This window comes from Hahella sp. HNIBRBA332 (genome assembly GCF_030719035.1).
Classification (GTDB): domain Bacteria; phylum Pseudomonadota; class Gammaproteobacteria; order Pseudomonadales; family Oleiphilaceae; genus Hahella.
Genome location: NZ_CP132203.1, coordinates 826,419 through 839,730 on the forward strand (window position 1 = coordinate 826,419; position 13,312 = coordinate 839,730).

Below are 13,312 nucleotides of genomic sequence, written 5' to 3' on the forward strand. Positions count from 1 at the left end.
TAGGAGCAAAGAACCATCCGCTATGGGTAAATCGCTGGTAATCGTGGAGTCCCCTGCAAAGGCAAAAACCATAAACAAATATCTTGGTTCGGAATATGTAGTCAAATCCAGTGTGGGGCATATTCGTGATTTGCCGACCAGTGGAGGTAAGGAAACATCATCTCCGAAAGAGCGTGCGGCGGAAGCGGCGAAAATGCGCAAGCTGCCTGCTGAAGAGCGCGAAAGCATCAAGAAACGTAAAGCCCGGGATCAATTGATCTCTCGCATGGGAGTTGACCCTGAAAATGATTGGGCGGCCCGCTATGAAATCCTTCCAGGTAAAGAAAAAGTCGTTGAAGAACTGAAGCGTCTGGCGAAAAGCGCTGACCAGATCTATCTCGCAACGGACTTAGACCGCGAAGGAGAGGCGATCGCCTGGCATCTCAAAGAATCTATTGGCGGCGATGACTCCCGTTATCGTCGCGTGGTCTTTAACGAGATCACAAAATCCGCCATAACTGAGGCGTTCAAAAGCCCCAGTCAGCTTGATTACAACCGCGTAAACGCCCAGCAGGCGCGTCGCTTTCTCGATCGTGTGGTCGGCTACATGGTGTCGCCGCTGCTGTGGTCCAAGATTGCGCGAGGCTTGTCTGCGGGGCGGGTGCAATCTGTCGCGGTGCGGCTGATTGTCGAGCGTGAGCGTGAAATTCGCGCCTTTACGCCGGAAGAGTACTGGGAATTGCATGCGCTGCTTTCCAAGAGTAAGCAGCAGGCTAAATTCCAGGTCGCCAAGTACAAGGGCGAGAATTATCGTCCCACTAATAAAGAGCAGTCTGACAAGCTGACTGCGCTGCTGGAGTCGCAGGCGTTCAAGGTTGTCAATCGCGAAGATAAGCCCTCTGTCACCAAGACGCCGGCGCCATTTATCACTTCTACCTTGCAGCAGGCGGCCAGCACCCGTTTGGGGTTTAGCGTCAAGAAAACCATGGTGTTGGCGCAGCGCCTCTACGAGGCGGGTTACATCACTTATATGAGAACGGACTCTACCAACTTGTCCGCTGATGCAGTGAGCGCATGTCGTGAATTCATCGGCAAAAAGTTTGGCGATAAATATTTGCCTGACAACCCGAAAACTTACGTAAGTAAAGAGCGGGCGCAGGAGGCGCACGAGGCGATACGTCCTTCCGATATCAATGTGGGGGCCAATCAGATTTCCGGTCTCGAAAAAGACGCCGAGAAACTGTATGACCTTATTTGGCGTCAATTCGTAGCCTGTCAGATGGAAAGCGCGCGTTTCCTGAGCACCAGTATTCAGGTGCAGGCGGGGGATTTTGAATTAAGAACCCGTGGTCGACTTCTGCAGTTTGACGGCTTCCTTAAAGTGCTGCCTGCACAAGCGAAGAAGGATGATGAGGCCGAGTTGCCCGCGTTCGAAATTAACGATCAGTTGGATCTGGATAAACTGGAGCCGACTCAGCACTTTACCAAACCAGCGCCGCGTTATACGGAGGCGACCCTGGTTAAGGAGCTGGAGAAGCGGAGTATCGGGCGTCCTTCCACGTATGCGTCAATCATTTCCACTATTCAGGAGCGCGGCTATGTGAAACTGGCCAACCGGCGTTTCTATGCGGAGAAGATGGGCGATATCGTTACCGATCGTTTGACGGAAGCCTTTACGGATCTGATGGATTACGGTTTTACGGCGAAGATGGAAGGGCAGCTGGATGAAATTGCCTCTGGCAACGAGGGCTGGAAGCAAGTTCTCAATGCTTTCTACGCCGACTTCGCCAAAAAGCTGGAGAAGGCGGATATGGAAGGCGGTATGCGCGCGAATCAGGCTGTGCAGACAGAGATAACCTGTCCGACCTGCTCGCGTCCAATGCAGATTCGCACGGCTTCCACCGGCGTATTCCTTGGCTGTTCCGGTTATGCGCTGCCGCCGAAAGAGCGTTGCAAGACGACGATCAACCTGATACCTGGCGATGAGGTGATTCGTGCGGACGATGAAGAAGGTGAGGCGAATGCGCTGCGTGCGAAAAAGCGTTGCCCGATTTGCGATACCGCCATGGACAGCTATGTCATCGATGAAACCCGCAAGCTGCATGTATGTGGTAACAATCCGGATTGTGAAGGCTATGAAGTAGAAGGCGGCCAATTTAAAGTGGCTGGCTACGACGGGCCGACGCTGGAGTGTGATAAGTGCGGCGCCGAGATGCAGCTCAAAACCGGACGCTTTGGAAAGTACTTTGGCTGCACCAGCTCGACCTGTGGAAATACCCGTAAGTTGCTTAAGAATGGCGAACCTGCTCCGCCCAAGATGGAGCCTGTGGTGATGCCGGAGCTGGCGTGCGATAAGGTTGACGATATCTTCGTGTTGCGCGACGGCGCTTCTGGATTGTTTCTGGCGGCGAGTAAGTTTCCCAAGAATCGTGAAACCCGTGCGCCGCTGGTGGAGGAGTTGATCCCTCACAAGAAGGAAATCGATCCTAAGCATCACTACCTGCTGGAAGCGCCTACGCGCGATCCGGAAGGAAATCCGGCGATAATTCGCTTCAGTCGCAAGACCAAACAGCAATACGTCATGTCAGAGAAGGGCGGCAAGCCTACTGGCTGGTCGGCTTTCTATAAAGATGGAAAGTGGGTGGCTAAAGACAAATAGTCGGTAGGCAGTGAAAAGAAAAAGGGCGGTTTGATCACCGCCCTTTTTTGTTTGCCTGATATTTGGGTTAGCGCTTTGAGATAAATGTGTTGGTGTTGGTCTATCTCTTTAATCGCGCTAATAGGCTGGATGTGTCCCAGCGTCCTCCCCCCATGGATTGCACTTCGGCGTAAAATTGATCGACGAGGGCGGTGATGGGGAGGCGAGCTTTGTTGTTTGAGGCCTCACCTAAGCAGATGGAAAGGTCCTTGCGCATGAGGTCCACTGCGAAGCCGTGCTCGTAGTCTCCGGCAATCATGGTTTTGTGGCGGTTGTCCATTTGCCAGGATTGCGCGGCGCCTTTGGAGATGACGTTCACCACTTGCTGTGGATCCAGGTCGGCCTGCTCTGCAAAGTGCAGCGCTTCCGCCAATCCCTGCACCAATCCTGCGATGGCGATCTGGTTGGCCATTTTGGTCAACTGGCCGCTGCCAGCGTGTCCCATCAAGGTTGCTGCGCGACTGTAGTGTTTGAATAGGGGTTCCGCTCTCGCAAAGTCTTTCTCTTCGCCTCCGCACATGATGGTCAATGCGCCGTTCTCTGCGCCTTGTTGTCCCCCGGATACGGGGGCGTCAAGAAAGCCGATGTTGCGCTCCTGGGCGGCTTCAAACAGTTCTTTGGCGACACTGGCTGATGCAGTAGTGTGGTCGATGATCAGGGAGCCTTTGCGCAACTGATTGATTAGGCCTTCTTCGCCAAGATAGATGCTGCGCAGATCATTGTCGTCGCCGACGCAAGAGATAATGACGTCGCATTGGGCGGCGTCTCGCAGTTTGCGAATGAACTTGCCTGTGTGGGTCTTCAGCCAGCGTTCCGACTTCTCGACGTTGCGGTTGTAAACGGTGACTTGGTGGCCATTGTTGGCGAGGTGGCCGGCCATCGGGAATCCCATGACGCCGAGGCCGATGAAGCAAATTCTTCCTGTTGCGGCGGTTTCAGTTGATTCCATGTTTATCTTCCTGGAGTGGTTAAATCCGATGGGTTAATAGTGCGCGGGTTGCTCCAATAAAGAAAGGCCGCATAAGCGGCCTTTGCAAGTCAACCGGCAAACTAATTATTTGCTTGGGTAGTCTCTGGTGGTGTGTCCGGTGTACAGCTGGCGCGGACGACCGATCCGGTAAGAAGAGCTCACCATTTCATGCCAGTGAGAGAACCAGCCAATGGTTCTCGCCATGGCGAAGATGACGGTGAACATGGAAACCGGGATGCCGACGGCGCGCAGGATGATGCCGGAGTAGAAGTCCACGTTGGGGTAGAGTTTCTTCTCTACGAAGTATGGGTCTTCCAGGGCGATGCGCTCCAGTTCGCGTGCGATGCGGAACAATGGGTCGTTCTCGCAGCCAAGCTCTTTCAGTACGTCGTCGCAGGTCTGCTTCATGACTTTGGCGCGCGGGTCGAAGTTCTTGTAGACCCGGTGTCCAAAGCCCATCAGGCGGAAAGGATCGCTCTTGTCTTTGGCGCGCTGAATGAACTCTGGGATGCGGGACTCGTCGCCAATCTCCAGAAGCATATTCAACACAGCTTCGTTGGCGCCGCCATGTGCAGGTCCCCATAGCGCAGCAATGCCGGAAGCGATACAGGCGAAGGGGTTGGCGCCGGAAGAGCCGGCCAGGCGTACGGTTGATGTGGAGGCGTTTTGTTCATGGTCCGCATGTAAAACAAAGATGCGATCCATGGCCTTGGCGACCACTGGGTTAACTTGGTAAGGCTCGCAAGGAGTGCCGAACATCATATGCAGGAAATTGCCTGCGTAGTCCAGATCGTTTCTGGGATACATGAACGGCTGACCTGTGGAGTACTTGTAGCACATCGCCGCCAAAGTGGGCATTTTCGCCATCAGGCGGAATGCCGCAATTTCGCGGTGGTGCTCGTCAGAGAAGTCCATAGTGTCGTGATAGAACGCGGACAGGGCGCCGACAACGCCGCACATGATCGCCATTGGGTGAGCGTCGCGTCGGAAACCGTTGAAGAAGTTTCTCAGCTGCTCGTGGATCATGGTGTGATTTTTAACCGTGCTACGGAACTCTTCCGCCTGTTCCGCAGTAGGCAATTCGCCGTGTATCAGTAAGTAGCAGACTTCAAGATAGTCGGACTTTTCGGCCAACTGTTCTATAGGATACCCACGGTGTAGTAGTACGCCATTGGCGCCATCTATATAAGTGATTTGCGATTCGCAGGCGGCTGTTGATACGAAGCCTGGATCGTAGGTAAACAAACCTTCTTCAACCAATCCTCTGACATCTATGACGTCTGGGCCGGTGGTGCCGGAATAAACCGGAAGCTCGATTGTTTTACCATTGACCGATAACGTCGCTTTCTTGTCAGTCATGGTGCTCTCCTATATCGACTTAAAGTGATGCGTACGTGTTTACCGGGCATAGACGCCCGGTCGTGTTTACAGGCCGACTTCTAAGTAGGTCTGACGTTGATTGCGCAATGGCGTCGGTCGCTTCCAGCGCCGGTTAGGTCCGGCGGGTGGCGGCTGACGCTCGTCAGTGGCCTCTCAGCCTTTATTCTGGCTTTATACAAGGTCGGCTTAATAAAAAGCGAGGTCATAATAATGGTCTGACCGACTTTTTTTAAGCCCTTGTAATGAAAATACTGCCGAGGATGTTTAAAAAACACCAATTAAAATAGCTTATAAAGAGGAAGGGCGTTGCTTTATCAGTAAAGAATGCGGCGCCTGCGAATACGTAAAAAATACTTCCGGGTATTGAGCCGAGGGGCTTTACGCTGCGTATGGAAGATTAAATTGCCGGTTCAAATCCGAAAAGCTCATGTCCGGCGCTAAATTAAGTGGCTTATAAACGGTTGTTGCGTTTGTAATTTACCAGGTGGGAAACTATAATCTGCAACCCGTAAGCGGAGGCCTCATAAGGATTCCCGCCGCCAAATAGGTCCATTCTTAAATAATCCGCCTGTATGGCTATAATCGAGTGTGAAGCTGTGAATAGCAAAAGACCTGTTAATCTAGATCTGACGAAATTCCATTTTCCTCTACCCGCAATTACATCTATTCTGCATCGGATATCAGGTGTAATTATCTTCATTGCAATGGCGTTCCTGTTGTGGGGGCTCGACGCATCTCTGGCGAGCAAGGAAAGTTTCGCTTCCCTTCAGTCAGTCATGGACAGTTTTCTTGCAAAACTAATTCTGTGGGGCATTCTTGCCGCATTGTTCTATCACTTCGTCGCTGGCATCAAGCACCTCATCATGGATGCTGGGATCGGTGAAACCCTGAAGGGCGGGCAGATCGCAGCGAAGGTTGTGATAGCCGTGTCTGTTGTGCTCATTCTGTTGGCGGGAGTTTGGATATGGTAACCAGCGTCACCAATTTAGGCCGTAGCGGCGCATACGATTGGATGGTGCAGCGGGTCTCCGCTGTTGTGTTGGCTCTTTATACTGCATTTATGGTTGGCGTCCTGGTGTTTACGCCGGATCTGACCTATGAAGTATGGAGCGCGCTGTTCGCCAAGACTTGGATGAGAATTTTCTCCCTGGCCGCGCTGGTGGCGCTTGGCGCCCACGCGTGGATCGGTTTGTGGACGATTACCACCGACTACATGAAAAACGGCGTGATCCGTTTCGTTGCGCAAGCAGCGTGCGGAACCATCATGTTCGTTTACTTCATCTGGGGCGTGCAAATTTTGTGGGGGCTGTAATCCATGTCTAAACTTAGAACTCTTTCATACGATGCGATTGTAATCGGCGGCGGCGGCGCTGGGATGCGTGCGGCGCTGCAATTGACGCAGTCCGGCGTAAAAACCGCTTGTATCACCAAAGTATTCCCAACTCGTTCTCACACTGTGTCCGCTCAGGGCGGAATTACCTGCGCTATCGCCAGTTCGGATCCGAATGATGATTGGCGTTGGCACATGTACGACACCGTCAAGGGGTCGGACTACATCGGTGATCAGGATGCAATCGAATATATGTGTTCGGTCGGTCCTCAAGCCGTATTTGAGCTGGAGCACATGGGGCTGCCTTTCTCCCGTACGGAGACTGGACGTATCTATCAGCGTCCTTTTGGCGGTCAGTCCAAAGATTTCGGTAAGGGCGGTCAGGCTGCCCGTACCTGCGCGGCAGCGGACCGTACTGGTCATGCGCTGTTGCACACTCTTTATCAAGGCAACCTGCGCGGCGGCACAACCTTTTTAAATGAATGGTACGCAGTCGATCTGGTGAAAAACCAGTCGGGCGCGGTAGTCGGGGTGACGGCTATCTGCATCGAAACTGGTGAGACTGTATACGTTAAAGCCAAGGCGACAGTTCTGGCTACCGGTGGCGCAGGCAGAATCTATGCCTCCACCACTAACGCACTAATCAATACTGGCGATGGCGTCGGTATGGCTCTTCGCGCAGGCTTCCCGGCGCAAGACATGGAAATGTGGCAGTTCCATCCAACTGGCATCGCCGGAGCAGGCGTGTTGGTGACGGAAGGTTGTCGCGGAGAGGGCGGCTACCTGATCAATGGCGAAGGCGAGCGTTTCATGGAGCGCTATGCGCCCAACGCAAAAGACCTGGCTGGTCGTGACGTCGTCGCCCGCTCCATGATTATGGAGATCCTTGAAGGTCGTGGTTGCGGTCCTGATAAAGACCACGTATTGCTGAAGCTGGATCATTTGGGTGAAGAGACGCTGCATCTGCGTTTGCCTGGCATCGTGGAACTGTCAAAAACATTTGCGCACGTAGATCCTGCGAAGGAGCCTATTCCAGTTGTGCCGACCTGTCACTACATGATGGGTGGTATTCCGACTAACATCGGTGGTCAGGCGCTGACTCAAGATGCAAACGGCAACGACAAGGTTATAGACGGCCTGTTCGCCTGCGGCGAAGTCGCATGCGTATCCGTGCATGGCGCAAACCGTCTGGGCGGCAACTCGCTGTTGGATTTGGTTGTATTTGGTCGTGCAGCGGGACTTCACATCGAGAAGATGTTGAAAGACGGCTATGGCGTGGATGACGCATCCGAATCCGATATCGACGCGACCATGGCGCGACTGGACAGACTGAACAGCGGCTCTGGCTCCGAAAAAGTGGCGGAAGTACGTAAAGACCTGCAGAACACAATGCAGCTATATTTCGGTGTATTCCGTGATGGCGAAAGCATGCAGAAAGGTCTGAAACTGCTGGAAGAGTTGGGCGGTCGCGTGAAGAACACAGTGCTTGAAGATAAGAGCATGGCGTTCAATACCGCTCGTATCGAAGCTTTAGAGCTGGATAACCTGTACGAAGTCGCTTATGCGACAGCTGTTGCGGCTGAAGAAAGAAAGGAAAGCCGCGGAGCGCACGCCCGTAACGACTACACAGAACGGGATGACGACAATTGGTTGAAGCACTCTCTCTACTTCCCTCTGGACAAGCGGGTAAGCAAACGGGAAGTGAACTTTGCGCCTAAAATTGTGGAGCCATTTCCTCCGAAAGCTCGTAGTTACTAGTGTCGTTGGGGAGACAGAGTTATGTTGGTAAGCATCTATCGTTATAATCCGGAAGTTGACGAAGCTCCCTTCATGCAGGATGTGGAGCTGGAAGTTCCTGCGGGCAAGGACCTGATGGTTCTGGACGTGCTGGGACTGATGAAAGAAAAAGATCCGACCCTGGCGTATCGTCGCTCATGCCGTGAGGGCGTGTGCGGCTCTGACGGCATGAACATGAACGGCAAAAACGGCTTGGCGTGCATCACTCCTCTTTCTCAGGTGGTGAAGAACAACAAGCTGATTTTGCGTCCGTTGCCAGGGTTGCCGGTTATTCGCGACCTAGTTGTGGATATGGCGATTTTCTACAAGCAGTACGAGAAAATTAAGCCATTCCTGGTGAATGACAATCCGCCTCCGGCGATTGAGCGATTGCAGTCACCCGAAGAGCGTGAAAAGCTGGACGGCCTGTATGAATGTATTCTATGTGCGTGCTGTTCTACTTCATGCCCGTCGTTCTGGTGGAACCCAGATAAGTTCGTTGGTCCCGCAGGCTTGTTGCAGGCATACAGATTCCTGGTTGACAGTCGCGACACTTCTACCGAAGAAAGATTGGCGAATCTCGACGACCCGTTCAGCGTATTCCGCTGCCGGGGAATCATGAATTGCGTAAGTGTATGCCCGAAAGGTCTGAATCCAACCAGAGCCATCGGCCACATACGCAATATGCTCTTACAGCGTGCTACTTAAAACTATAATTTAAAAAATTACACTGTTACGGTCGTTGCTGAATTAGCTGTCTATACTAAGAAGCTAATAGCGCCCGCGTGTTGCAAAACATGCGTGCGACATAAACAAACTGAACTGGTAGGAAATCCACTCCCTCCTTCAATCGGACGGGGTGGTTTACTGTTGTAAACCTACGGGGTTATGCAGATGTCCTCTGCGCTATCTGTGGTTTGGCACGCCTTTGCGACGCTGGAACGAGCCGTAATCAGTGGCCTTAAGCAGATAGTTCCCTGATGCAACCAAGGCGAGCTATATGCACGAAAGCACGATGGAGCAGCTGTGGCGGACTTCCCATTTGGCAGGTGGGAACTTTGCCTATGTTGAGCAACTCTATGAGACCTATCTCACCGATCCTAACGGCATACCCCAGGCCTGGCGTGAGTATTTCGACAAACTGCCAAAAGAGGAAGGACTACCCAGTCAGGATATTCCTCACTCCGTCATTAAAGAACAGTTCCTGAAACTGTCACGCAGACGCGCAGCGGCTGTCGAAGCCAGCCCAACATCATTGGTCAGCACCGAGCACGAACGTAAGCAGGTCAAGGTGCTGCAGCTGATTAACACCTACCGTTTTCGTGGACATCAGAAAGCCAAACTGGATCCTCTCAACCTGATGGTGCGCGAGCATATCGCGGACATGGAGTTGGAATATCACGGCTTGACCCGAGCGGACCTGGATACTGTATTTCAGACCGGCTCATTGTGCTTCGGCGTAGAGACCATGACGTTCGGCGAGATTATTCGTGGTTTGGAGTTTACCTACTGCGATACCGTCGGCGCTGAATACATGCATATCGTTAACACTGAAGAAAAACGCTGGGTTCAGCAGCGTCTTGAATCAGTGCGCTCGCATCCTGTTTATGAGAAAGAGCGTCGCTATCACCTATTGGAAAGATTGAGTGCGGCGGAAGGTCTTGAAAAATACTTATCTTCGCGTTATCCAGGCACCAAGCGCTTTGGCCTTGAAGGCGGCGAGAGCTTGATTCCTTTGCTGGATGAATTGATTCAGAGAGCGGGAAGCTACGGCGCCAAAGAAATCGTTATCGGTATGGCGCACCGTGGCCGTCTCAACGTGTTGGTCAACACCTTGGGCAAAAACCCCAAAGCCTTGTTTGACGAATTCGAAGGCAAGCGTCTGTTGGATGAAGGCTCCGGCGACGTGAAGTATCACCAGGGCTTTTCTTCCAACGTTCTGACTCCGGGCGGCGAAGTTCACTTGGCGTTGGCGTTCAATCCTTCGCACCTGGAAATCGTTTCTCCGGTGGTGGAAGGCTCTGTAAGAGCGCGTCAGGATCGTCGTGACGATACCGGCGGTGATGCAGTTGTGCCTGTCATCATGCACGGCGACGCGGCGTTCGCTGGCCAGGGCGTCGTCATGGAAACGTTCCAGATGAGCCAAACCCGTGGCTACGGCGTTGGCGGCACTGTCCACATCATCATTAATAACCAGGTCGGTTTCACTACTCACCGCCGTGAAGACGCGCGCTCCACCGAGTATTGCACTGACGTTGCGAAAATGGTCCAAGCGCCAATTTTCCACGTTAACGGCGATGATCCGGAAGCGGTTCTGTTCGTTACACAGGTGGCGATGGATTACCGCAACACTTTCAAGAAAGATGTGGTTATCGACCTGTTGTGCTACCGCCGCCGCGGACACAACGAAGCGGATGAGCCTTCTGCGACTCAGCCGTTGATGTATCAGTGCATCAAAAGCCTGCCAACCACCCGCCAGATTTACGCTCAGCGGTTGATTAACGAAGGCGTTATCACCGAGGAAGAATCCGCTCGCCTGGAAAACGAATATCGTGATTTGCTGGATAAAGGCGAACACGTCGTTAAAAGCTTGGTGAAAGAGCCTAATAAAGAGTTGTTTGTTGACTGGTCTCCCTACCTGGGCCACCAATGGACAGCCAAGTGCAAGACTGGCATCAGTCTGAAAACGCTGCAGAAGCTCGGCCGAAAAATGGATGTGCTGCCCGACGGATTCGTGCCTCAGCGTCAGGTCTCCAAAATCTTGGAAGACCGCAAGAAAATGACCCAAAGCGCCATGCCGGTGAACTGGGGATATGCAGAAGTTATGGCGTATGCGACCTTGTTGCATGAAGGCCATAGCATACGTCTTACCGGTCAGGATGTTGGCCGCGGCACTTTCTCTCATCGACATGCGGTTCTTCACAATCAGAAGGACGGTGGTTTGCATATTCCGTTGCAGCATTTGGCGGAAGGGCAGCCCGTATTCGACATTTACGACTCCTACCTCTCTGAAGAGGCGGTGTTGGCGTTCGAATATGGCTACGCCACCACCAACCCGAAAACGCTGGTGATCTGGGAGGCTCAGTTCGGCGACTTCGCTAACGGCGCCCAGGTGGTTATCGACCAGTTCATCACCAGTGGCGAGCATAAGTGGGGCCGTCTATGCGGTCTGACCATGTTGCTGCCGCACGGCTATGAAGGGCAGGGACCGGAGCACTCCTCAGCGCGTCTGGAGCGTTACCTGCAGTTGTGCGCTGAGCACAATATCCAAGTCTGCGTGCCGACTACCCCTGCGCAGGTATTCCATATGCTGCGTCGTCAGGTTAAGCGTCCGCTGCGTAAGCCTCTGGTGGCGATGAGTCCGAAGAGTCTGCTGCGCCATAAAGACGCGGTCTCTACGGTTGAGGAGCTTGCCGAAGGTCACTTCCACACCGTCCTTGGCGAGATCGACGACCATATCGATCCGAAGCAGGTTCGTCGGGTCATTATGTGTAGCGGTAAGGTGTATTACGACTTGTTGGATAAGCGTCGTAATGAAAACATACAGGACGTGGCGATTATCCGCATAGAGCAGTTGTACCCGTTCCCCGAAGACGACTTGGAAGAAGTTTTGTCTGCGTACAAGAAGTTGACCAATATCGTCTGGTGTCAGGAAGAGCCAATGAACCAGGGCGCCTGGTACTGCAGTCAGCACCATATGCGTAACGTCCTCGCGAAGACGCACCCGAAACTCTACCTCGAGTACGCTGGACGTCCGGGCTCCGCCGCTCCTGCTGCGGGCTATGGCCATGTCCATGCGGAAGAGCAAGCTAAATTAGTTAACGATGCCTTTACTATTTAAACAGGCGCTTAGTTAGTACAAAGGATAAAAGATGGCGATCGAAATCAAAGCTCCTACTTTCCCAGAATCCGTTGCGGACGGCGTAGTGGCGACTTGGCATAAAAAACCTGGGGAATCCGTGGCTAGGGACGAGCTACTGGTCGATATCGAGACGGATAAAGTGGTGCTCGAGGTTGTAGCGCCTGCAGCCGGCGTCATTGAGAAAGTTCTCAAAGGCGAAGGCGAGACGGTGCTTAGCGAAGAAGTTATTGCAGTATTTAAAGAGGGCGCGGCTGGAACGGCGGCGCCTGCTACGGCGGAAGAAAAGCCACAGGCAGCTCCTGCGGCGACTGAAGCCAAGTCTGGTCAGGAAGCGATTCTGAGCCCATCCGCGCGTAAAATGGCGGAAGAGAACAATCTGAATCCTTCCGACATTCAAGGCACAGGTAAAGGCGGCAGAGTGACCAAGGAAGACGTGATTAACCACTTGTCTTCCAACACTACCAGCGTTACCGCTGAAGTGAAGTCCTCCGCTCAGCCTGCAGCGGCGCCGACTATGCCTGCTATCGAATCTCCAGCGGGAGCGCGCCCTGAGAAGCGTGTGCCGATGACTCGTCTGCGCGCAAGCATCGCGCGTCGTCTGCTGGAAGCTCAGCATAACTCTGCAATGCTGACTACCTTCAACGAAGTCAACATGAAGCCGATCATGGATCTGCGTAAGCAATATAAAGATCTGTTCGAGAAGCGTCATAACGGCGTGAAACTGGGCTTCATGTCCTTCTTCGTTAAAGCGGCATGCGAAGCGTTGAAGCGTTTCCCCGCTGTGAACGCTTCTATTGATGGCAACGACATCGTTTACCACGGTTATCAGGACGTTGGCGTAGCAGTATCCACTGAGCGTGGCCTGGTTGTGCCTATCCTGCGCGATGCGGATCAGATGGGTCTGGCGGAAATTGAGTCCACCATCGGCGACTTCGGCAAGAAGGCGCGCGACGGCAAGCTGGCTATCGAGGATATGACCGGCGGAACGTTCACCATTTCCAATGGCGGCGTTTTCGGTTCATTGATGTCCACGCCGATCCTGAACCCGCCGCAAACCGCCATTATGGGAATGCACAAGATCCAGGAGCGTCCGATGGCTGTAAACGGCCAAGTGGTGATTCTGCCGATGATGTACCTGGCGCTGTCATACGACCACCGCATGATCGATGGTAAGGAAGCGGTACAGTTTTTGGTGACTATCAAGGATCTGCTGGAAGATCCTGCGCGGATTCTGCTGGATCTTTAATTCAGCGCTTTCGCCGCCGAGTTTTCCGGCGCGTCATGCTCCCTCCGCGCGGTTGCGGAGGGGTATTGCCG

Annotated in this window: 9 protein-coding genes; 7 read left to right on the forward strand and 2 right to left on the reverse strand. The window is 53.2% G+C overall.

Going from position 1 to position 13,312, the window contains the following annotated elements:
* The first annotated feature begins 22 nt into the window (after positions 1-22).
* Positions 23-2,638 carry a type I DNA topoisomerase gene (gene topA / locus O5O45_RS03955; protein ID WP_305903979.1) on the forward strand — a complete coding sequence of 872 codons (2,616 nt, stop codon included), beginning with the start codon at positions 23-25 and terminating at the stop codon, positions 2,636-2,638.
* Between the two features lie 100 nt (positions 2,639-2,738).
* Here topA and O5O45_RS03960 read toward each other — a convergent pair whose 3' ends face one another.
* Together O5O45_RS03960 and gltA are read right to left on the reverse strand one after the other, a co-directional pair.
* Complete coding sequence (locus tag O5O45_RS03960; RefSeq protein ID WP_305903980.1) at positions 2,739-3,626, reverse strand: NAD(P)-dependent oxidoreductase; 888 nt, start codon at positions 3,624-3,626, stop codon at positions 2,739-2,741.
* 105 nt (positions 3,627-3,731) lie between these two features.
* A complete protein-coding gene (gene gltA, locus O5O45_RS03965; protein WP_305903981.1) occupies positions 3,732-5,006 on the reverse strand; it encodes a citrate synthase in 1,275 nt (424 codons plus the stop codon).
* A gap of 617 nt (positions 5,007-5,623) precedes the next feature.
* On the opposite strand from gltA, the gene sdhC reads away from it, so the two are divergent.
* From sdhC to odhB, 6 genes are all read left to right on the forward strand, one after another.
* Positions 5,624-5,998, forward strand: a complete 375-nt coding sequence (gene sdhC / locus O5O45_RS03970) for a succinate dehydrogenase, cytochrome b556 subunit (RefSeq protein WP_041599819.1) — start codon at positions 5,624-5,626, stop codon at positions 5,996-5,998.
* The gene (sdhD, locus tag O5O45_RS03975) at positions 5,992-6,339 is read left to right on the forward strand and encodes a succinate dehydrogenase, hydrophobic membrane anchor protein (protein WP_011398510.1); all 348 of its coding nucleotides are present in this window, start codon (positions 5,992-5,994) and stop codon (positions 6,337-6,339) included. Before sdhC ends, sdhD begins: the two co-directional genes overlap by 7 nt.
* 3 nt (positions 6,340-6,342) lie before the next feature.
* A complete protein-coding gene (gene sdhA / locus O5O45_RS03980; RefSeq protein WP_305903982.1) occupies positions 6,343-8,115 on the forward strand; it encodes a succinate dehydrogenase flavoprotein subunit in 1,773 nt (590 codons plus the stop codon).
* 21 nt (positions 8,116-8,136) lie between these two features.
* Positions 8,137-8,841, forward strand: coding sequence for a succinate dehydrogenase iron-sulfur subunit (locus O5O45_RS03985; protein ID WP_305903983.1), 705 nt, complete (start codon positions 8,137-8,139; stop codon positions 8,839-8,841).
* A gap of 292 nt (positions 8,842-9,133) precedes the next feature.
* Positions 9,134-11,974 carry a 2-oxoglutarate dehydrogenase E1 component gene (locus O5O45_RS03990; RefSeq protein ID WP_305903984.1) on the forward strand — a complete coding sequence of 947 codons (2,841 nt, stop codon included), beginning with the start codon at positions 9,134-9,136 and terminating at the stop codon, positions 11,972-11,974.
* Positions 11,975-12,005: 31 nt separating this feature from the next.
* Positions 12,006-13,241 (forward strand): 2-oxoglutarate dehydrogenase complex dihydrolipoyllysine-residue succinyltransferase, encoded by a 1,236-nt coding sequence (gene odhB, locus O5O45_RS03995; protein ID WP_305903985.1) that lies wholly within the window; start codon positions 12,006-12,008, stop codon positions 13,239-13,241.
* The last annotated feature ends 71 nt before the right edge of the window (positions 13,242-13,312 follow it).